General features: G+C 39.3%; 15 protein-coding genes. 6 read left to right on the forward strand and 9 right to left on the reverse strand.

Annotation, left to right across the window (positions count from 1 at the left end):
* Positions 1-28: 28 nt before the first annotated feature.
* The 8 genes from ACRD64_RS22270 to ACRD64_RS22305 all read right to left on the reverse strand — a co-directional run bounded on the left by ACRD64_RS22270 (position 29) and on the right by ACRD64_RS22305 (position 12,111).
* Complete coding sequence (locus tag ACRD64_RS22270; RefSeq protein WP_430936254.1) at positions 29-1,456, reverse strand: Gfo/Idh/MocA family protein; 1,428 nt, start codon at positions 1,454-1,456, stop codon at positions 29-31.
* Positions 1,457-1,465: 9 nt separating this feature from the next.
* On the reverse strand, positions 1,466-2,221 hold the full coding sequence (locus tag ACRD64_RS22275) for a 3-keto-disaccharide hydrolase (protein ID WP_430936256.1): 756 nt from the start codon (positions 2,219-2,221) through the stop codon (positions 1,466-1,468).
* A 250-nt stretch (positions 2,222-2,471) separates the two neighbouring features.
* Entirely contained in the window at positions 2,472-3,284 is an 813-nt protein-coding gene (locus ACRD64_RS22280; RefSeq protein ID WP_430936258.1) for a sugar phosphate isomerase/epimerase family protein, read from the reverse strand.
* 6 nt (positions 3,285-3,290) lie between these two features.
* A complete protein-coding gene (locus ACRD64_RS22285; RefSeq protein ID WP_430936260.1) occupies positions 3,291-4,514 on the reverse strand; it encodes a ThuA domain-containing protein in 1,224 nt (407 codons plus the stop codon).
* Positions 4,515-4,553: 39 nt separating this feature from the next.
* A complete protein-coding gene (locus tag ACRD64_RS22290; protein WP_430936262.1) occupies positions 4,554-5,906 on the reverse strand; it encodes a Gfo/Idh/MocA family protein in 1,353 nt (450 codons plus the stop codon).
* 139 nt (positions 5,907-6,045) lie between these two features.
* Positions 6,046-7,383 carry a Gfo/Idh/MocA family protein gene (locus ACRD64_RS22295; protein WP_430936264.1) on the reverse strand — a complete coding sequence of 446 codons (1,338 nt, stop codon included), beginning with the start codon at positions 7,381-7,383 and terminating at the stop codon, positions 6,046-6,048.
* Between the two features lie 190 nt (positions 7,384-7,573).
* Complete coding sequence (locus ACRD64_RS22300) at positions 7,574-9,103, reverse strand: SUMF1/EgtB/PvdO family nonheme iron enzyme (protein WP_430936266.1); 1,530 nt, start codon at positions 9,101-9,103, stop codon at positions 7,574-7,576.
* 401 nt (positions 9,104-9,504) lie between these two features.
* Positions 9,505-12,111 (reverse strand): LamG-like jellyroll fold domain-containing protein, encoded by a 2,607-nt coding sequence (locus tag ACRD64_RS22305; RefSeq protein WP_430936268.1) that lies wholly within the window; start codon positions 12,109-12,111, stop codon positions 9,505-9,507.
* A 310-nt stretch (positions 12,112-12,421) separates the two neighbouring features.
* Here ACRD64_RS22305 and rpsO point away from each other — a divergent pair, with 310 nt between their 5' ends.
* The 6 genes from rpsO to ACRD64_RS22335 all read left to right on the forward strand — a co-directional run bounded on the left by rpsO (position 12,422) and on the right by ACRD64_RS22335 (position 20,982).
* On the forward strand, positions 12,422-12,691 hold the full coding sequence (gene rpsO / locus ACRD64_RS22310) for a 30S ribosomal protein S15 (RefSeq protein ID WP_430936270.1): 270 nt from the start codon (positions 12,422-12,424) through the stop codon (positions 12,689-12,691).
* Between the two features lie 637 nt (positions 12,692-13,328).
* On the forward strand, positions 13,329-15,467 hold the full coding sequence (gene pnp, locus ACRD64_RS22315) for a polyribonucleotide nucleotidyltransferase (RefSeq protein WP_430936271.1): 2,139 nt from the start codon (positions 13,329-13,331) through the stop codon (positions 15,465-15,467).
* 185 nt (positions 15,468-15,652) lie between these two features.
* The gene (locus ACRD64_RS22320; protein ID WP_430936272.1) at positions 15,653-16,144 is read left to right on the forward strand and encodes a hypothetical protein; all 492 of its coding nucleotides are present in this window, start codon (positions 15,653-15,655) and stop codon (positions 16,142-16,144) included.
* 100 nt (positions 16,145-16,244) lie between these two features.
* Entirely contained in the window at positions 16,245-18,386 is a 2,142-nt protein-coding gene (locus tag ACRD64_RS22325) for a prolyl oligopeptidase family serine peptidase (protein ID WP_430936274.1), read from the forward strand.
* Between the two features lie 6 nt (positions 18,387-18,392).
* The gene (locus ACRD64_RS22330) at positions 18,393-19,043 is read left to right on the forward strand and encodes a deoxynucleoside kinase (RefSeq protein ID WP_430936276.1); all 651 of its coding nucleotides are present in this window, start codon (positions 18,393-18,395) and stop codon (positions 19,041-19,043) included.
* A gap of 217 nt (positions 19,044-19,260) precedes the next feature.
* Positions 19,261-20,982 (forward strand): tetratricopeptide repeat protein, encoded by a 1,722-nt coding sequence (locus ACRD64_RS22335; RefSeq protein WP_430936278.1) that lies wholly within the window; start codon positions 19,261-19,263, stop codon positions 20,980-20,982.
* A gap of 430 nt (positions 20,983-21,412) precedes the next feature.
* Here the strand turns inward: ACRD64_RS22335 and ACRD64_RS22340 are convergent, their stop codons facing one another.
* Positions 21,413-21,697 (reverse strand): DUF427 domain-containing protein, encoded by a 285-nt coding sequence (locus ACRD64_RS22340; RefSeq protein WP_430936280.1) that lies wholly within the window; start codon positions 21,695-21,697, stop codon positions 21,413-21,415.
* Between the last annotated feature and the right edge of the window lie 208 nt (positions 21,698-21,905).

Raw genomic sequence — 21,905 nt, forward strand, 5'->3', positions numbered from 1 at the left:
TTATTTTATAAAGTCAAATAACAATTTATTACCATAACTCCTCGCCGTATTGCCATCCTTTTCTAGCCGGTTCTTTGATGAAATTATTTAACTCTGCATGATTAGTTACTTTCATGTTGGCTGTGTCAAATTCAACCCGTTTATTAAAGCGTTGTGCCATGGCACCAAGCAGCACAGTCTCTGTTAAATCGGCTCCATACGCAAAGTTGGAACCTGGTTTGGGTCCGTAGCCCCTGATAGCATCAATAAATTCATCGTGCGGACTTTCCCTGGGAATTCTGCGAATAGATTTTTCCCAACCGTTCTCCTTAAAATCTTTCCACTCATTATTGGGCATGATTAAGTGCGCATCCCATGGTTTTCCTCCTGTCATTGCAGACATTTTGTCGCCTACCATAATCATTCCCGATCCGGGAAGTTGCTTACGTAACCATTCAGGCCTGTTTTCTGGTTTTAAGCCACCATCGTACCATTTGAGTGTTACAGGAGGTTTGTTTCCCCGTTTTGGGAATTCGAAACGTAAAATGGATTTATCCGTGATAAACTGACTGGGCATTCGGGAATTGCGTTCTATTTGTTCCGGTTCAACAACGTCAGGAGAACCCAGGTCAAGAGACCAGTACGGGGCATCCAATGTATGGCAGCCCCAATCACCTAGCATTCCTGTTCCAAGGTCGTAGTAGGACCTCCATAAACGAGGTAAATAGTCAGGACTGTACCCTCTTGCTTTTACCGGGCCTTGCCATAATTCCCAGTCTAGTCCATCCGGTATAGTTTGCTGAATTGGAGGGTAGTTGGCTGGTTTTTTAAAATATATGCTGCTAAAGTCCGGTCCACTAAACCAGGCGTGTACTTCTTTTATATCTCCAAGCATGCCTTGGTCGTACCATTCTTTAATATTTCGGATTCCATCGGAAGCATGTCCCTGGTTGCCAAGCTGTGTGACAACACCATAATAATCGGCTGCTTTTTTAAGTGTTCTTAGTTGCCAAATATCATGGGCCAAAGGTTTTTCAACGTATACATGTTTCCCCATTTGCATGGCTGCCATGGTAGCTGCAAAGTGCGTATGGTCGGGAGTAGAGACGATAACGGCATCAATGTCTTTATGCATTTCATCCATCATCACTCTAAAATCTTTATACTTGCGAGCTTGCGGAATCAGTTCATAAGCTTTGGCTGCCGCCCTGTCATCCACATCGCACATGGCTACAATTCTGACATGTGGATATGGTTGTTTGGGCTCGTCCTTATCCAACCCCAGTCTGATTCTTCTTTTGTCCTTCCAAACACCAATCATGCTGGTCCAGTTGTCCATTCCGCGACCACCAACCCCAACAACGGCAACGTTCACGGTACTGTTGGCCGAACAGCTGATAAAATTAGGAATGATCAAAGTGCCAGCAGCGATCCCACCTGAGGTACGCAGAAAGTTTCTTCTCGAAATACTTTTCATAACAAAGACTTATAGTTCTCTAATCCAGATGTTGCGGTAACTTACCTCGTTAGTGTGGTCTTGTAGCGCAATGGGCGCTTTCGCCTCATGGTAGCTGTACGACGGATACCCTTTGAAAACAGTAGGACCTTTTATCTCAACATGGTTTTGAACCAATACACCATTAAGAATGACAGTTACATATGCTGGCGATTTTAGTGTTTTGTCGGCATTAAACTTAGGTGCCGTAAATATAATGTCATAGCTTTGCCATTCGCCTGGTTTTAAAGTAGCATTAACCAAAGGAATATGTTGCTTGTAAATACTTGAAGCCATACCGTTGTAATAGGTTTCGTTCTCAAAAGAATTCAATACTTGCACTTCGTATCTGTCCATTAAAAATATACCACTATTGCCACATCCTTGTCCTTTTTTTCCGGCCTTAACATCTTTTTTCGGTGACATCCACTCAATATGCAACTGACAGTCACCAAACTTCTGTTTGGTTTCAATACCTCCACTTTTAGGAACTACATGCATTGCTTTTCCTTTTACTTTCCATCCGGCAGGCTCGTTACTGCCCTGTTTCTTCCATTGACTCAAATCTTTACCGTCAAACAGAACGATGGCATCTGAAGGGGCTATTGACTTTTTGCCTGGTGTAACTACTTCAGGTTTTCGGCTCCAGTCTTCGGTGTCTTGGGGTTTTATTTCTTCTTTGTTTTGTGCAAATGAAGAAATCCCTCCTAAAAATATAAGCGATAGTGTAAGTGACTTTAATTTCATTGGTATGTAGATTTTATGATGGTATTAATTAGCCCTAATAAGGTACTTTATCTAATATTTGACGTAAACTGAATTTGTATAATAAATGAACTTAGCGGTGCGTCGATTTTAATTTGTTGAAATTCCCCGGGTTAAAAACCCGGGGTTATTCATCTTTAAATCACGAAGTGGTTTTTATAGTTTTTTTTAAAATGGCATGTAGTCTCTTATCTAGTGTCTCAGGTAATGCTGACGGCCAACTGCTGACTGACTACTTTGTTTTGGCATTAAAAAATGCGACGTTCTTCTTTAAGTCAGGAACTGGTTTTTCCCAGTTATATTCGTGTTCTATAACAAATTTTCCTTTGAATTTTTGACGTTTTAACTCACCAAAAACTTTTGTCCAGTCTATAACTCCCTCGCCCCAAACTACAGCGTGACCTTCTTTGTCTGTTCTGTTCACATCTTTCATATGAATTTCAAAAACACGTCCTTCCAGTTTTTTAAGGCATTCTGTTGCATCTAGGCCTGAACGGGTCCAGTGACCAACGTCCGTACAGGCTCCCATGTATTTGCTTCGTCCCTCCAGTGCTTTTAACACAATTTCAGGGTTCCAATAACGCGTTGGATCAGGGTGATTATGAATGGCCACTCTGATTTTGTATTCCATGCATAAACCATCAATCATTGGAAGCAGTTCCTGAACGGGCTCAGAAACAATAGTTTTGATTCCCATTTTTTTTGCGAATTCAAATAATTGCTTCCATTCTTTTTCCTTTTTGGGAGAAATTACGCCGTAACTCTTTACTTTTATACTGTGTTTTTTAAGCATAGCCTTTAATTCAGCTATTTGCTTGTCAGGCATACTAAAATGAGTGGTACGATTATCGTCGGCAGCAATTTTTTGATTAGGAAACAATTCAATGTATTTGATACCCAGCTTTTCCATCTCTTCCAAGGTCTCGGTTAAGGTGAACCTATTAAAAGTCCAGGCCTGACAGGCTAGATCCCATTTGTCTGCCTTTATGTTGGATGTGGATATCATAAGAATAGTCAATATTGCGATTAATTGTAAGTTTTTCATAACCATTTAGTTTTGTGAAGTTAAGCGTTCAATGGCGAATTTGGCCATGTCAGCTGTCTCAGGTTGATTTGATAAAGCTTCCAAAGCAGCTAAGGATTTTTGAGAGCCGATCCAGCTGATTTCTTTGCAGATAAAGTTCTTTGCATCAGGAGTACAATCGTCAGCGCTTAATAACTCGATCATTTTACCTTCTATTTCGGCCAGGTATTCAGCATCATTGCTATGGTTTTTAATGCGCTGAAGGATTAGGTTTAAGTACCTTTTGGTTTTACCAACTTCGTATTTTCTGGCATTCTTAAAAAGGCCATCGAGCGTGAAGCCTTTGTATGCAGGTAACACTAAAGGAGTGCTTTGGTTTGGAAGGTCCTCAGGAGTAGCTTGGGTAACCTGTCCTGCAGCCGCCCACTCGGTTCCTCTTTGCATGGCATAAATAAAGTAGGCGCTTTTGTAGGCAATCATTTCTTCATCTTTGCCTACATGGCCTAACACGTTATGGAAGATACGTCCTTTGCCATAATCCACGGTGAACAAAACCGGCTCATGTTTTCCGGTTCCCCGTGTTTTAGGGTTTGAATAAGCAGTGGCTAAAACAGTCATATTTTCAGCAGGACCTCTTAATTTACCATACAATTCATCTGTAGTATGCATGCTTTTTAATGGCAAACCTTTCATGATAGGATGTTCAGGCATTCGGGTGTCAATCACAAACGGATTCTTTTTTCCGTGTGTTCCTCCTTTTCCGGGAGTGTTATCTTTTACAATTTTACCATTTTCCCAACGTACGTAAGGGCCATCTTTTTCCGTTCTGCCTTTCCATCCGCCAAGAGCCGTCATTTTATTAAACTCTTTCCATTCGGGGAAACTATTGTTGGTACCATGGAATACCACCAAACCACCGCCATTTTTAACATACTGTTCAAAATTTGCTTTAGTGGCATCCGACCAGGAATCTCCATCATAATCAACTATAACTACATCATATGATTTAAAATCAGGATTAAAAGTTGACATATCAGCTCCTTGTTCCGGACTTATTGCCACATCCACAGTAAACAGTTCGGTGTTTTCGATGATTTGCTTAACAGCTACATGGGATGCTTTCCAATTGTGCGATTTATTACTTTGTCCGGTTACAATTAACGCGTCGTACTTTTTTGTTCCACATGAACTAAATGCCACGATGAAGCCAAGTAATATTATATATATGGGTGATTTAAAATAGTTTTTCATTTTTTAAGACTTTATAACTTTCAACTTTAAACGGATTACTTATTGAGCAAGTTGCCATGGTGCACGGAAAGGACGACTTAACAAACGGTTTGCTCTTTCACTGTTTGTGAATCGTTCGGTTTTACCATCCCACCTAAGTTTCTCATTGGTAAGCATAGCAATTTCGCCTAATAGCCCAACGCTTATTGAATTATGCGCTACATGTGCAGGGGTAATGGTTTCTTTACCTGATTTGATACAATCGATAAAGTTTTGCCAGTGGTTATCGCTTTTGTAAATAGGCGCTTTAATTTGAGAAGCTGGTGTGTCCAAAAAGCTTTGTTCGCTGGCCCATATGCCACTTCTATCTACGTGAATCCAGCCTTTGTCGCCATACCAAACGGTACCCATTCCCCATCTTTTATGCTTAATATCTGTTCCCTGACCTTTCCTGTTAGGGTAGGCACTTGCATTGGCTACACGAACGGTAACTCCGGTATCATATTTACAAGTAAAGTCGTATGCGGTAGGAACGTCATAGATTCCCTCAATAGGATAAACTCCTTTTCCTTCCACCTCAATAGGTGCTTTATCGTCATAACCCAATCCCCAGTGAGCAATATCAATATGATGTCCAGCCCAATCTGTTAATTGACCGCCAGAGTAGTCCATAATCCATCTCCAATGAAAATGTAAAACACCGCGGAATGGTACTTTAGGAGCAGGTCCTAACCACATATCAAAATTCACACTTTCTGGAGGAGTTTGAACAGCAGGGGTTCCTATGGATGCTTTTCCGTCGGGCAACCCAACTTCTACATGGTTTACCTTACCTATAACACCATTTCGAACCAACTCGGCTGCCTTATGGAAATTTGATACAGATCTTTGCCAACTTCCGGTCTGCCAGGTGATATTGTTTTTTTGCACAGCATCTACTATAGCTCTTCCTTCTTTTATGGTGCGCGCAAGAGGTTTTTCACCATAGATATGAATGCCTTTATTGGCAACATGAGTAGCCATAACACTGTGCCAATGGTCGGGCAGGGCAAGAATGGCAGCGTCCATACTTTCAGTTTCAAGTAAATCTCTAAAGTCACCATATTCACGGGCATCTGATTTACCGCGTATATCTTTAATTATTTTTTGCGCATTGGCAATTTGCTTGGTGTCCACATCGCATAGAGCAACTATTTCAACCTGCTTGTTCTTAAGATTAAGCAGGTTCTTCATGTTAGCGCGGCCCATACCTCCTGACCCAATAAGTGCCATTTGCATGCGGTCGCTCGGGGCAATGAAGCCACCTCGGCCTAATGCAGATGCAGGTATGATAGAGGGAAATACAGTTGCGCCAACAACTGCGGCAGCACTCTTTTTTAAGAAACTTCTACGACTTTGAGATTTATCTTTCATGGTAGTGTATGATTTTTAAAGGATATTCTTTTATGTAAAATTTGACAACCTGTTTTTTTGAAGGGAACGATTCGTTAATCCACACGAAAAAGAACCGCCCCTATAACCAATACAAAATATCAATTTGATTCTTTTTTTATTACGATTTGATTGCTGTACCAGGCACGGGCACGGGAAATTCCATATCTACATCACCCATATGGTATTCTTTAGGACCAAGGCGCATTTCAGACTTCATGATTTCTTCCCAGGTAATTTTTTTACCTGTATAGGCAGATTCACGTCCCATGATAGCCGTTAAATTCGATAAGGCAGTTTGCTCTGCCTCGTTAACATATTTATTAGTTCGGATAGCGGTAACCAAGTGGATGTGTTCCTGGATATATGGAGGAATCTTAACAACGTTGGTCGATTTTCCCTCTTTGTCTTTGGGATATTCATATTGCCATTTTATGCTTCCATCATGATTGTAAATGGTGTTTTTGCAATTGGTATAACCTTTTGTGCCTACAATTACCTCACCGGTTGCATTAGCACAGTTATCGATCTGACGACTCATGCTATGAGAGAACAATCCATTACCATAGTCAAAATCGATGCTAAAAAAGTCGTACTGATCACCGGTTACCCTTCGATGCCGACCTCCATACCCAACAGCACTGATCGGATGCTTACCTGTAAACCAGTTGATGATGTCGATGTTGTGAATGTGCGTATCCAGAATATGATCGCCACATAACCAGCAGAAATTATTCCAGTTGCGGAGCATATATTCCATGTCAGTCCAACCTTCCTGTCTTCTGCGGAACCATACATGTTCCTGGTTCCAGAATGCTTTTGCACCAACAATATCTCCGATAGCGCCGTTAGCAACTTGCTTGTATGTGGCGATATAATCGCGCTGATGACGGCGTTGAGTTCCGGTAACTACATTTAATCCTTTTACTTTGGCTTTTTTTCCGGTCGCGATAACAGAACGTATGCCAACAGGATCTACGGCAACAGGTTTCTCCAGGAAAACATGCTTGTTGTGCTCAACTGCCGTTTTGAAATGCTGAGGACGGAAATGAGGTGGAGTAACCAATAAAACCACATCAACATCGGTTTTGATCAGTTTTTCGTAAGCATCCAATCCCACAAAACAATTTTCTTCAGGCACTTCTAATTTATATTTTTTAAGCCTGGCCTTGCAGGCCTGTACCTTATCTTCAAAAACATCTGCCAAAGCACCAACTTCCACACCAGGCCCTGTACTTAAAAAGTTAAGCAAAGCTCCGGTTCCCCTATGGCCACATCCTACTAAACCGGCTTTAAGCTTTTTACCTTTGGGAGCTCTGTCCAACAAAGGAGGTAAACCTAATTCTTCGTTTGATTTACCGCCACAAGACGATAAAACGGATGAAAGACCTGCTGCCCCAATGACTGTTGCAGCTGTCGATTTCCTTAAAAAACTTCTTCTGGATTCCTTATTTTTCATGATCTCTGATTTTTCTTTTTTTGTCTAATTTCCGACGTAAAGTTTTTGTATATCAAATTCGTTTTGTAATGCGCCGGTATACCCTTTTTTAGACCTTGGGGCGATGCCCCAAGTATCGCCAAGGCTTTCAGCCTTATGTTTTTTATTAATTGATACTAACAACTTATGACCATTGACTACTGACCAATTGCTATTCAACTATATCTGCTTCACAAACTACCCTGAAGCCAACATCAATACAGTCGGAGTACCACCAAATACTTTTAGGCATTTGTGGATCGGTCTGTAACCACTTTTTTGTTTCAGTATGTCGACGAGCTGCACTTCTTAGTTCGCTGGCATCCGATTTAAAAGATCCTCCACGTACAACATGTTCTCGTCCTTTAGCCGGACCTTTGGGATCAACCACCAACTCTTCTTTATACTGAGCATAAGCTTGTGGATGATAATAATCGGAACAGAATTCGTACACATTACCCGACATGTTTTTTAGTCCGAACGGATTGGCTGCTACCGCAGAAGGCTCTTGTGTTTTTCCTTCACTGTTTGCATCAAAAATGGCATTGGATGCAATAATAGCGGTATCAACCCCAAATATTTTGTTCCAGGTTCCTTTTTTAGAATAATCTGAGGGTTCACCTTCAAAGAAATAGGAAGTTTTTGTGCCTCCACGTGCGGCATATTCCCATTCGGCTTCGGTTGGTAGGCGATATTTTTTACCTGTTACTTGTGACAACCATCTACAGTAAGTTACAGCTGCATGATGACTCATGGTGATAGCGGGTCGTTGACCTTTGCCCCAGCCTTGGTCCGGAGCTCCCCATGGTGGTGTTGCACCGGAGATAGCATCCACTTCCGATTCGGAATGCTCCTCTTCTTTAACCGTTTCCTTGCGACCTTCTGAGGCAGTTGCATGAAAGAAAGCCAGGTACTCTTCCCACGAAACTTCTATTTTCCCCATAAAAAACTTATTCACTTTAACTTTTCTCTGAGGACCTTCGTCATCACGCCTGAAATCTTCTTTCTTGTTACTCCCTATCAAAAACTCACCTCCCGGAACAGCAACCATATCGAAGGAAACACTGGTGCCCGGTATTTTTTCGGTAAAGTTTTTGAACTCGCTTACATGGAAGGCTTCCGTAAATATTTCTTTTGCGCTATCGCTTATTCCAAAATCGACGTTATGCGCATGCAGGGCATTAGGGTTGTAATGACCAGTGTACATATGACAATTCAGACAGGTCATCTCATCTTTCTTAGATTCATAATATAAATGCGAATCTTCACCTTTCACGGATAAATCGGAGGGGAATAAATTTGAGTGACATTTTAAACAAGACTCCTCGTAAACAAATTTATTGGCTTTTTCCTTTGTTCTTTTTGATTCCCATTTATAATCTGCAGAATCTTTGAACATCATGCCATAAGCATCTTTGGCTCCATGTTTTGCCTTTGCCATTAAATGTCCATGTCCTTTAGGTGGCAGATGACAATCTACGCAATGCACAATAACTCCAGACTTGTTGTCTACATGGGCAGATAATCGCCACGATTCCTCGGCATGATCATGTACGTGACACGAGAAGCAATATTGATCGGTAGATGTAAACTCAACTACTTCTCCGCCTGAGTAACTTAAAATAATAGCTGTAATAATGCCCAGTAAAAATATAATGTAGAATTTTTGGAATTGTCTCTTTATCCAAGATTTTTTTGCCATAGCGTGCCTAGTTTTCTTTTTCGTGATTTTGATAATGAGCATTAAAGTAAATGTTACAGCCTTATTCATGTATTAAAACGGTATTTTATACATGTTAAAATTATATTAATATGATATTAATATATCACTTATATATAAGAATATCAGTTGTATGTGTGGGTTGTAAATAAATGTAAAATTATTTTTACAGAAATGATAAATGCCGATTAACAAAGCAGATTGTAGCATTTTATAATAAAATAGAGAGGAGGGGTGTTTTGACGATATAAGAGGGGGTAATCCATTTTTAAATGGCGTAACGGATTGATTAATAGATTAAAATATGAGCAAAAAAGGTTGGCAGATGATCCATAATCGGTGATTTCCAAAGGCCATCAATATTTAATAACTCACAAATCAAATTAATGTATCAATTCTTCGAAAGAGATAGATAATTCCTCGTTGTAAATTTCCTTGTAACGATCTTTGTAGGATTTGAATAAAAATCGGGCTTCGTTATTTTGGCGTAGGATAAATAATGCTTTGATCTTGTATTTTAATGCATCCTCGTTCAGGTCGTCGGTTTTCAAAATTCGGTTGGCAATTTTAACCACAATCTCCGGGTTTTGGTTAATGTCAAAGTCCGACAATAAGCGTGTAAGAACGTCTATGATCTTGTTAGAAAATTTTCCTTTGATATCATCAAAAGTACTTTCTTTACTGTCCTGTAGGAAGGCCCCGCGTTGCACAGTGCTCAAAAAATCGTTAAGGGTTTGATGGTTGTTAAACAGATTGCTTTCAAGCTTATTTGTACATGCGTAATAATCACAATAAACATTCTTTGACATTTCAAGCTGCCATCTCTCCTGATGACACGTGATGTTTATTTTATCCATGGCTTCCAGCACCCTGCGCAGTTTGCTAATGGAAACCCCTCTGTTGTTTATGGCTTTTTTGCGGTCGAAATTTGGCCATATCCTAACAATAAACTCATCAGATGAAATGCCATGAGGTTTTTCCTTGCTGTAAATAAGCAGGTAGATGAATATTTGCTTCAGGCGTGGGGTGAAACAATGGGTGATATCTATTCCGTTTTTATCTAAAATCTGAAAATCGCCAAACAAATAAATTGCATTTTTATGGGGTATTTTATGTTTTATCTCGATATTTTTGATCACGCTGCTTTGGGAAGGTATATTATTTTTTTTTCGTAATATCAATAGTAAAAAAGCCACCGTGATAAATAATAAGGCCCCGATCCAAAATTTATTTCTAATAAGATAATCAAGAATAGAGCTGTTGTTAATGTATGAAACATCCTGATATATATTCCAAATTTCTTCTTCACCAAGTGCCCTGTTCCAGATGATTAAATCGTCAATTTTTCCTTCGAAAAGGTTATCCTGGCTAATGGAGCGACCAATATATATATTGGAGTTACTGACAAACGGTGGGTGATTGAGAGAAGAAACGTCTTCTTTGCCATCTACAAAAATGGCTTGTTCCTGGTTGTATTTGGTATACCTCCAAACCACATGGTACCATCTGCCTGGCACAAATTTAGTGTTTCCCCATAAGTCGTTAGAAAAGAAACCGAAATAAGGTCTGTTGTCGCGGGACTGTAGATGGAGTCCACCTCTATAATAATTTTCCTGGGTTCCCAATATGGAGAAATCGCGTCGTCCCGGCGTATTGTTTCTGGCTAATTTAATCCAGGCACTTACAGTAAAGTCTGAATCTGAAATGCCCAGTTCGTTCGCTTTGGCAATGGTCATATAAGATTGGCCATCTAATTCCAGTACATGGTTTCGCTTGCCATCACTTACAATTTTACAGCCGTTGTTCTCCAGCTCGAACTGATTAGGGCCCTCATCACTTATTTCTTCATTGAAAGGATAGTAGGCACTCATCTTATTGTTAAGAGCAAGAGGTATAGCGATAAAATTTTGTGTAACGTCTTTTGAAATTCCTTCAATAAGAATTTCCTCAGGTACAAATTTAAACCCGGGACATTCGGGGCACAGCTTAACTACCTCGCTTAAGGTAGCCGGGAAATTATATTCACCATAAGTAACAGCATAAAAATCGCCCTGCCAAAATACCTTGTCCAACGGTTTTCTGTTATATGAAATCGTTCCTGAAATGGTACGTTGGGTTAGCAAGTGGCCCTTAAGGCCACGATAGTTCTTGTTGTAATCTTTGTAAACTAAGAAAGTAATGGCTTTGCCTGTGTTTTTCCACGTGTTTAAAGCGTGCGAAATAAAAAAAGGATCCTGGTTGGTGTCCACCCTTCCTCTGTGGTTGATGGTTGATGGTTTGTTGGTAAAGGTTTGGTAACTGGTTAAATACAGTAATTTGTTATGTATGGTTCCTTTGCAGAATTCTCCGTTAAGCTTCGGTTCTATTTCTTTCGAATCGCATGGGTTAGCAGCATATGACCATAGATAGTTAATGAAAGGAGAAAGCGATTTTGAGGGTGTGTATGCAAAGCAAACAATCTGTTTATTGTCCGCAACAAGATTGCCTATCGTAGGCCATCCGGTATTAAAATCCCCTTCCCAGATGCATTTATTAATTGGATGTGATTTTAATGAGTCAACAAGGATGTTGGCGTTGAAATTATAGTCGAAAAACAGGGTTATTACATTTAGCGTATCTTGCTGGCAGTATTTAAACAATGAATCGCAAACTAATCTAAAGTCAAGGGTCAATGCTTTGTTTTTATGAAGAACTTCTATCCGGGTAGAGTCTTCATTGAGCTGAAGGTCAAAAATGAAACCATTGATTCCTTTATTGTTAATTTCAGCAACACCATGTGATTTGAAATTATAATAGCTATTCTGGCCATAGTGATTAACCAAGTTGATTGCTTCGTTGTATTTAGCCCGAAGCAACTCCTGCTGCCCCATAGTTGTTTGTATGGAGAACAAGAAAGTGGTCAGTATAATTAAATATAGTTGAAAGCGAAAAGAACGCATAGATTGTTTTATTCCCGAAAAATTTGCATTAAAAATAGATATTCCTGCCAACTTAACCAACTATAAGTTTAACATGTAAGATAACGACGCTATTATTAACTGCTTTGCTGTTTGTATTCCTATTCTGTCCGCAGGTTACGCAGGTTAAAGTAGGTTTAATTGTTTTTCCGTGCAGAAACTTTACTGTAAACCAGACTGTGAAAATCTGTGATAGCCCGAGAAATCCTTGTGCTAATTTTAGGTTGCGAAGAAGTTGCTAATACTGGAGGGTAAATGACTTTTGAATTTATTTTGTTTTAGTTCTTGTAACTTGTAATTTATTGATTATCTTTGCACCGCAAATTTTTTAAATATATACTTTATGTACTTGACAGCTGAAAAGAAGCAAGAGATCTTTGAGAAGTACGGAAAGTCGAATACTGATACTGGTTCAACAGAAGGCCAGATAGCATTATTTACCTACCGTATCGCTCACTTAACCGAACATTTAAAGGTTAATAAAAAAGATTATAGCACAGAGCATGCTTTGGTTAAGTTAGTAGGTAAGCGTCGTAGCCTTTTGGATTATTTGAAGGCTAAGGATATCGAAGGTTATCGTACTTTAATTAAAGAATTAGGATTACGTAAGTAATCTCAGTCTCGGCTAAAAAAACAAAAGGCAATCCAAAATGGGTTGCTTTTTTTTGTGCCTTAAAAAGTGATTAAACCCGGATTATGTATTGGAGGTTCGTCATGAGCATTGCAAGTACAATAAAACAAGGCATTACTTGAAACGAGGCATAACTTGTCCCGATTACTTTTGGGAGCACCGCTCTGGTGAGTTGAAGTGATCAACGAAGTGTCTTGTTTTAAAGTAATTTCAATGTGTAATAGAATTTCTAATGCATATTGCGGGTTTAATCATACTCGATTCCGCATATACACATGCTTTTATGAAATATCGGGATGTGAAGTGGTTATTACATGGTGTGACCTGTTTTCTTAATAAGTCCGGAAAAGTACTCCTTGAAACATTTTCCGAAAAAAGAAAACCCCGCTGATAGCACAAGATTAGTTGGGTGGAACCGGTTGCCAGAAATTATGTTAAAATTTGAATGGCAGCAGACATACATCATTTTGATGACCCAATTGTTGGTGAGGTTATAATCGGATTGCTCCTGAGGGATTTCGTAATGATAGTTTTCGATTAAAAATAAATTACCTTATCTCATTATAATATAATCAGATTGCATATATTTGGGGCGACAAAAAGAGATAAAGAAAAAAGTATGATTACTCCAATTGAAAAAAAGATTGATCTGGGTGATGGAAGGTCCATTACCATTGAAACCGGAAAATTAGCTAAACAAGCTGACGGTTCGGTCGTTGTTAAAATGAACAACACTTATTTATTGGCTACTGTAGTGTCTGCCAAAGATGCAGCTCCAGGTGTTGATTTTATGCCCTTATCTGTTGAGTACAGAGAGAAATTTTCGGCCATTGGCCGTTTCCCGGGTGGTTTTATGAAAAGGGAGGCTCGTCCTTCAGATAATGAAATATTGGTGTGTCGTTTGGTGGATAGGGCTTTACGTCCATTGTTTCCGGATGATTACCATGCTGAGACATTTGTGACAATCAACCTGCTTTCAGGTGATAAAGAAGATTTGCCAGATGCATTAGCAGGGTTAGCTGCTTCAGCTGCCCTTGCCGTATCAGATGTTCCATTTAACGGACCTATTTCCGAAGTGCGTGTGGCTCGTGTAAACGGAGAGTTGGTTATTAACCCGACTCGTTCGCAAATGGAAGAGGCAGATATGGAACTTGTAGTAGGTGCAACCATGGAAAACATTTTGATGGTTGAGGGAGAGATGGAAGAAGTTTCGGAGCAAGATATGCTCGAAGCTATGAAAGTGGCTCACGAAGCGATCAAAGTTCAGTGTAAGGCTCAGATTGAGCTGATGGAAGAAGTTGGGAAGACTGAAAAACGTGAGTACAATCACGAGGAAAATGACGCCGACCTAATGGAGCACATTAAAACTGCAACCTACGACAAAGTGTACGAAGTAGCAAAAGCCGGTCTTCCGAAACACGAGCGTGCGGATAAATTTGCGGCTATCAAAGATGAGTATGTAGCAACAAATTATGCCGATGTGGAAGAGGGAGATATTCCAACCGAACTAATCGGAAAATACTATCATGACGTTGAAAAAGAGGCGGTACGTCGATGTATTCTTGATGAAAGAGTTCGTTTAGACGGGCGTAAAACGGATGAAATTCGTCCTATCTGGAGTGAGGTTGATTACCTTCCGGGACCGCACGGATCAGCCATCTTTACACGTGGTGAAACACAGTCGTTATCAACCGTTACTTTAGGTACCAAATTAGATGAAAAGATTATTGACGATGTGCTGAACAAAACGGCAGAGCGTTTCTTACTGCACTATAATTTCCCTCCTTTTTCAACAGGAGATGCAAGGGCTTCCAGAGGAACAAGTCGTCGCGAGATTGGTCACGGTAACCTGGCATTCAGGGCACTTAAAAATATGTTACCGGATGATTATCCTTATACTGTTCGTATCATGTCGGATATTTTAGAGTCTAATGGTTCATCATCTATGGCTACAGTTTGTGCCGGAACGTTAGCTTTGATGGATGCTGGTGTGCCTATCAAAAAGCCCGTAACAGGTATCGCGATGGGATTGATTACGGATAAGGATAAAAACTTTGCCGTTCTGTCTGATATCTTGGGTGATGAGGATCATTTGGGTGATATGGACTTTAAGGTAACTGGTACCAGGGATGGTATTACGGCTACTCAAATGGATATTAAAGTGGACGGTCTTTCATACGAAGTGTTGGAAAAAGCACTTTTACAAGCTAGAGACGGGCGTTTGCACATTATGGATAAGATCATGGAGACTATGGATGAGCCTCGTGCTGATCTTAAACCTCATGCTCCACGTATGGAAACCATCATCATTCCTAAAGATATGATTGGTGCTGTAATCGGACCGGGAGGAAAAATTATTCAGGAAATTCAAGCAACCACCGAGTCAACCATTACTATCGAAGAAGAAGGAGATACCGGTAAAGTAAGTGTGTCTGCAAACAATGCTGATGCCATTAATGCCGCTATGGGCAAAATTAAAGCTATCGTAGCTGTGCCCGAAGTAGGTGAGGTATATAAAGGTAAGATCAAGTCAATTGTTCCTTTTGGTGCGTTTGTTGAAATTATTCCAGGTAAAGAAGGTTTGCTTCACATTTCAGAAATTGAGTGGAAACGTCTTGAAAAAGTGGAAGACGTGCTTAAAGAAGGCGAAGAGGTGGAAGTAAAACTGATTGAAGTAGACCAACGATCAGGTAAGCTAAAGCTTTCGCGTAAGGTATTATTACCGCGTCCCGAGCGTAAGCCGAAAAGAACAGAGTAAATTATTTATTACTCATCGTATAAAAAAGGCCGCAAGGCCTTTTTTTATTGCCCACAATTAAGGTTATTTTAGCACTTGGTTGTTTGAATGCCAATAATATTGTTAAATGTATTATAGTACATACTTAACAGCACAATGCGTAGAATCGAAAACCAATAACAAATGACTATTGAACGCCGACTTATATGAACGACTTATTACCATACGACCAATGGATGGATACTTTGGAAGAAAAAGCGACCAGAATCCCAAAAATTCAAGGTGTTTTCTCCAATTTTGAAGTTTTGCCACGTTTAGGCAAACTGCTTTCCGTAAAATCAGTAAAATGCCCGGAATGTAAAATTTATTGGCAAAAGCTGCAAGAATCAACGGAACATCTCGATGAGTTTTTCAATGATGGGAACAGGTATTCTATCGATTTTGATAACTTGGTTGAGGAAATTCTACATCATTTAAAGTCGCAGCACTCTATCCGACCCAGGGGCTTGGTGTTGTCTGTATATACTGTTGTCGGAATGGCTATTGGACTTGGTGTTGGGGGTGCTTGGGGGTTATTGTTTCGGCCTGATTCTTTAAAAGGTGGAATAATTTTAGGCTGGTTGTTAGGTGTAATGATTGGATGGTTTGCGGGTAAGTATAAAGAAGGAAAAATGCGCAAATCGAACCAAATCTTTTAAACCGTGTTATGGTGTGAATAAATATAATAAAACCTGAGCTATTGCAGGGTCGGAGAATATTGCTTTCGGTCAGATTTAAAGCTCGCCAAAAAATAACTTTATGAACCCTAATTTAATCAACAAACTCACATGTTTGGCTATTGGCATGTCAATGATAGCTTGTAACTCAACGCCAACAATGGAAAAACTAACTTATCCTGAAACTAAAAAAGTAGATACAACAGATGTTTACTTCGGGACAGAAGTGCCTGATCCTTATAGATGGTTAGAAGACGATATGTCTGAAGAAACGAGGAATTGGGTGGTGGAACAAAATAAGGTCACGGATTCATTTCTTGGAAAAATACCTTTTAAAAATGCTATCGAGGACCGGCTGACTAAAATTTGGAATTATGCCAAAATGGGAACCCCTTCCCATAAATCGGGTTTGCTGGTATATGCCAAAAACGATGGACTTCAAAACCAATCTATCTATTATTACAAAAAAGGAGCAGATGGGGAGGAGAAGATTCTGATTGACCCCAATAAGCTTTCCGAAGATGGAACAGTATCGCTGGGATCACTTAGTGTTTCTGAGGATGGCAAATATCTTGGATACACGGTGTCGCGCGGAGGTTCCGACTGGAGAGAAATATATGTTAAAGAAATTGAGACAGGCAAGATGCTAGACGACCATATTAAATGGGTCAAGTTTTCCGGTATTTCCTGGTTTAATGACGGGTTCTTCTATACCCGTTTCGATGAACCTAAAAAAGGTGATGAACTTAAGGGGGAAAATAAGAACCCCAAAGTGTATTATCATAAGTTAGGAGATCAAATCAAAAAGGATAAAGTTGTATTTGAGGATCCTGAGCATCCTGAAAGAATAACTACTTGTGGAGTGACCGATGACAATAATTATCTTGTTTTACATCAAACGGAATCGACAAGTGGCAACGCGATTTTTATTAAGGATCTATCAGAAAAGTCAGCAAAGATATTAAAGGTTGTGGATGATTTTGAGAGCGATAATAACATAATCGATCACTCAAATGGTGTGTTTCTGATGTCTACTAACTATAAAGCCCCTAAGGAACGTATCGTAAAATTCACTGTAGACAAGATAAATAAAGATGAATGGATTGATGTTATTCCGGAGCAAAAAGACGTGTTAAGTGGAATATCGGTTGTGGGCGAGAAAATGATCACAACTTATATGACAGATGCACATGATATTGTAAAGGTATTCGACTTGCAAGGTAAATATTTGTATGACGTGGAATTGCCAGCAATTGGTTCTGTAGGTGGTTTTGGGGGTAAAAAGGGAGATATGGAAACTTATTTTTCTTTTAATTCATTTGTCTATCCTTCAGCTATTTATAAATACAATATTGCAGAAAACAAAACTGAGCTTTTCTGGGAGCCTGATATTGATATTGATTTCGACCAATATGAAACCAAACAAGTATTTTTCAGAAGTAAGGATGGCACTAAAGTTCCTATGTTTATCGTTCATAAAAAGGGTTTGGAGTTAGATGGGACTAATCCAACGATGCTTTACGGGTACGGAGGTTTTAATATCTCTCTTACACCTTCGTTTTCTGTAAGCAGAATGGTGTTGCTAGAGAATGGGGGAGTTTATGCTATGGTTAATTTACGTGGAGGCGGCGAATACGGAAAAGACTGGCATCAGGCAGGAACCAAACTTCAAAAGCAGAATGTTTTTGATGACTGTATAGCAGCAGCAGAATATTTAATAGACAATAAATATACCTCAAACGATAGGTTGTCGTTAATGGGAGGATCAAATGGAGGCTTGTTGGTAGGTGCAGTAACCAACCAACGTCCCGATTTATTTAAAGTGTCGATTCCTGTGGTAGGAGTGATGGATATGTTACGTTATCATAAATTTACAATAGGTAGGTTTTGGGCAACGGACTATGGTACTTCAGAGGATAACAAAGAAATGTTCGATTACCTCTACTCATATTCTCCGCTTCACAATGTAAAAGAGGGTGTAGCGTATCCGGCTGTAATGGTGATGACGGCCGATCATGACGATAGGGTTGTACCTGCACATTCGTTCAAGTATATTGCTGCACTTCAGGATAAATATGCAGGGAACAATCCGGTTGTAATCCGGATAGAAAGTAAAGCGGGTCATGGAGCTGGGAAACCAACCAGTAAAAAAATAGAAGAGGCAGCGGATTTATATTCCTTCATATTTTATAATATGGGAGTGAAGCCTTTATATGAATTTTAATATTTGATGAGCAAAAAAACGGGGTCAGAGAACAGATTTGTAGTAATCGAAGGAAATATTGGTGCAGGCAAAACATCTTTGGCAACAAAAGTGGCCGGAGACCTCGATGCCAAATTAGTACTGGAAACTTTTGACGATAATCCTTTTCTTCCAAAGTTTTACAAGGATCAGGAACGCTACGCCTTCCCGTTGGAACTTTCCTTTTTGGCGGCACGATACAAGCAGTTAAAAAAAGACCTGGAACAAGGCGATTTGTTTAATAGCCTAATAATTGCGGACTATTATTTGATGAAATCCTTTATTTTTGCTAAAATTACGCTGTCGGATGATGAGTTCAAGCTTTTCAGGCAGTTCTTTGATATGATTCGATCCTTCTCGGCCACGCCAGACGTAATGTTTTATATCCACAGAGACGTGGATGTGTTAAAAAAAAATATTATGAAAAGAGGCAGGAGGTACGAAAAAGATGTGAAATCAGTATATTTGTCATCCGTCACTAAGGGCTATTTTAACTACTTTAAGGAGGTAAGGGATTTTCCCGTGGTTGTAATTGATGCGACCGAGGCCGATTTCCAGAAACAAAATCATTATGCTGAATTTGTTGCATTGATGAATGAAAATTTTCCTTCAGGGGTAACAAAAATCAAAATCAATTGAGTAATACATTGCTTAAAAAGTAATTTTGTGTTTAACAACATAAAAAATGACTTTATTTTGTAAATATTCTGATTAAATATTGAGGTAATTGCTTTTATTTTCATATAATATCTATATTTGCAATAAATGAGAGGAAGCCTTTTATTTTTTTAAAACATTATTAAATTTGTAAGAACTAATCGAAAGTTAATTGAAAACACATAATTAGGTTAATATTATGAAACAATCAAGAATCAACGTTTTTGCTTCGATAGCTTTGGCAGCCATACTAGCTAGCTGTGCAGGCTTAAACAAAATGAAAAGTAAGGCAGAAGACGTAACGTATACGGTTACTCCAGAAGTATTGGAAGCTCATGCTGGTAAAGTAGATGTTACTGTTAAAGTAAAAGTGCCTGAAAATTACATGGACAAAAAAGCTACCGTAGAGCTTACTCCTGTATTAAAGTATGAAGGTGGAGAAACCGCATTCGCCTCAAAAACTGTCCAAGGAGAGAAAGCTGAAGGTAACAATCAGGTGATTTCCTATCTTAACGGCGGTCAGTACACTTATACCGGTTCTGTACCCTATAACGAAAACATGAAGGTGTCAGACCTTGTGGTTCGCATTAAAGCTACAAAAGGCGGTCAGAGCATGGATTTTGATGATGTTAAAATCGCTGAAGGTGTTATCGCAACTGCTGATTTAGTAATGGATGAAGGCGCTGCTGTTGCTCTTGGGAAAGACAATTTCAAAAGAATCATCCCGGAAAGCAAAGACGCTGATATCTATTTCTTAATCCAACAAGCTGCCTTACGCGGCACCGAGTTAAGAAAAGAAGAAATCAAAGCGCTTAAAGATTATATTAAAGAGGCTAAGGCTGCTGAGAACAAAGAATTCAAAGGAGTATCTATTTCGGCTTACGCATCTCCTGATGGCCCAACTGACTTGAACACTACGTTGTCGGAAAAAAGGCAAAAAGTTGCAAAAGGTTATTTGGAAAGAGAGCTAAAGAGAGCCAAAGTTGACAATTCAGCTGAGAATTTCTTCGATCTAAAAAATACTCCGGAAGACTGGGAAGGATTTAAAGCTTTAATGGAAGCTTCAAGCATCCAGGATAAAGAGCTTATTTTAAGAGTTCTTTCTATGTATTCAGACCCTGAAGTTCGTGAGAAAGAAATCAAGAACATGTCTGAAACTTACAAGGTAATTGCTGACGATATCCTACCTCAATTGCGTCGTTCCAAAGTTGCTGTTAACGTTAATGTTATCGGTAAGACTGACGCAGAAATTGCAGAGTTAGCTGCCTCTAACCCAAGCAAATTAAACGTTGAGGAGATACTTTATGCTGCTACATTAACTGAAGATTTAGATGCTAAACTAGTTATCTATAAAAAAGCGGCCAAGCAGTTCCCTAAATGTTGGAGAGCTCAAAACGATATCGCTTACATTTTGGTTAAGCAAGGTAAATTAGACGAGGCTAAAAGTGTGTTGGAAAAAGCGAATAATATTAAACCAAATAACGCTATCGTAAACAATAACTTAGGTGTAATTGCTCTACGTCAGGGTGATTTGGCAAAGGCTGAAGAGTATTTTGGTGCTGCTGCGGGTGCCGGTCCGGAACTAGACAACAACTTAGGTATTGTTTCAATCCACAAAGGAGACTACGATGCTGCTATGCGTTACTTCGGAAACAGCACTAACTGTAATGCTGCTCTTGCTAAAATCTTAGCTGGTAAGTATGATGCCGCTCTTTCTACATTAAACGCTAATACAAAAGAAGTCGGTTTTAAATATTACCTAAAAGCTATCGTTGGTGCCCGCACTGCCGATAACGATATGGTATTTGATAGCCTTCGTAAAGCTGTTGAGCTTGACGGTTCTTTAAAAGCGGAAGCTGCAAAAGACAAAGAATTCGGTAAATTCTTAGAAGATGCCAGTTTCAAAGCTATTATCCAGTAATTAATACTTATCTGATATATAAAAGGCCGATCACAACGATCGGCCTTTTTTAATTGAGGATAATATTAATGTTTAAATACCTGCCCATGGATGATAATAAATAAGGGCAAGTAATTACACCAGAAGAAATCATAAAAACTCCGGAACCAGGTCTTATATTCTGAACGCATCTTGTAGTGATTTGGATGAGCTAAAAAAAACAGGAAAATAAAGAGTCAGGAAAGGTTCATAAGATACCATCAAAAAGAGAAGCAGGGATACGTATTAAATGTAATTGTCATCTGCAACCTCTGCCTCTTTTCAATGCAAAACTCCTTGTTCGGTTTAAAGAATAAACGATAAAACAATGGCATACATCTCGGGCTACGGAGAACTATGAAAAAATAGCCAAGCTTGGTATAAAAACAAATTCCTGATACAAAGCAATACCCTATTCATTTGTTATTTCTACACCTTTCCAAAAGGCAATCCTGTTAGTAATATTTTTCGCCAGTTTGCTTGGCGTTGGATAATACCAAGCTGCATCAATATTTATTTTGTCGTTTACTTTTAAAGTATAATACGAAGCCGTTCCTTTCCACGGACAAACAGTATGTGTGTTACTATCTTGCAGGAACTCCTTTTTAACCGATTCAACGGGAAAATAGGTGTTTCCCTCAACGGTTACAATATCAGCACTTTCTGCAATTATAGTGTCGTTCCAAATAGCTTTCATGTTATTTTGATTTAATTAGTTATCATTCATATATCTAATTAAACCCGCAATATGCATTAGAAATTCTAGTACGCATTGAAATTACTTTAAAACAAGACACTTCGTTGCATCACTTCAACTCACCAGAACGTTGCTCCCGAAAGTAATCCATAGCCGTTAACTTAAGGGAACCTATTGGTACAAAAACACATACACAGACGGACTTCCC

Source organism: Saccharicrinis sp. 156 (assembly GCF_050589685.1).
In the GTDB taxonomy this organism is placed as follows: Bacteria; Bacteroidota; Bacteroidia; order Bacteroidales; family Marinilabiliaceae; genus Saccharicrinis.

Bases quoted from the DNA above. Each gene is read 5' to 3' on its own strand.
- ACRD64_RS22270 (WP_430936254.1), bottom strand. From the start codon at position 1,456: ATGAAAAGTATTTCGAGAAGAAACTTTCTGCGTACCTCAGGTGGGATC.
- ACRD64_RS22275 (WP_430936256.1), bottom strand. From the start codon at position 2,221: ATGAAATTAAAGTCACTTACACTATCGCTTATATTTTTAGGAGGGATT.
- ACRD64_RS22280 (WP_430936258.1), bottom strand. From the start codon at position 3,284: ATGAAAAACTTACAATTAATCGCAATATTGACTATTCTTATGATATCC.
- ACRD64_RS22285 (WP_430936260.1), bottom strand. From the start codon at position 4,514: ATGAAAAACTATTTTAAATCACCCATATATATAATATTACTTGGCTTC.
- ACRD64_RS22290 (WP_430936262.1), bottom strand. From the start codon at position 5,906: ATGAAAGATAAATCTCAAAGTCGTAGAAGTTTCTTAAAAAAGAGTGCT.
- ACRD64_RS22295 (WP_430936264.1), bottom strand. From the start codon at position 7,383: ATGAAAAATAAGGAATCCAGAAGAAGTTTTTTAAGGAAATCGACAGCT.
- ACRD64_RS22300 (WP_430936266.1), bottom strand. From the start codon at position 9,103: ATGGCAAAAAAATCTTGGATAAAGAGACAATTCCAAAAATTCTACATT.
- rpsO (WP_430936270.1), top strand. From the start codon at position 12,422: ATGTACTTGACAGCTGAAAAGAAGCAAGAGATCTTTGAGAAGTACGGA.
- pnp (WP_430936271.1), top strand. From the start codon at position 13,329: ATGATTACTCCAATTGAAAAAAAGATTGATCTGGGTGATGGAAGGTCC.
- ACRD64_RS22320 (WP_430936272.1), top strand. From the start codon at position 15,653: ATGAACGACTTATTACCATACGACCAATGGATGGATACTTTGGAAGAA.
- ACRD64_RS22325 (WP_430936274.1), top strand. From the start codon at position 16,245: ATGAACCCTAATTTAATCAACAAACTCACATGTTTGGCTATTGGCATG.
- ACRD64_RS22330 (WP_430936276.1), top strand. From the start codon at position 18,393: ATGAGCAAAAAAACGGGGTCAGAGAACAGATTTGTAGTAATCGAAGGA.
- ACRD64_RS22335 (WP_430936278.1), top strand. From the start codon at position 19,261: ATGAAACAATCAAGAATCAACGTTTTTGCTTCGATAGCTTTGGCAGCC.
- ACRD64_RS22340 (WP_430936280.1), bottom strand. From the start codon at position 21,697: ATGAAAGCTATTTGGAACGACACTATAATTGCAGAAAGTGCTGATATT.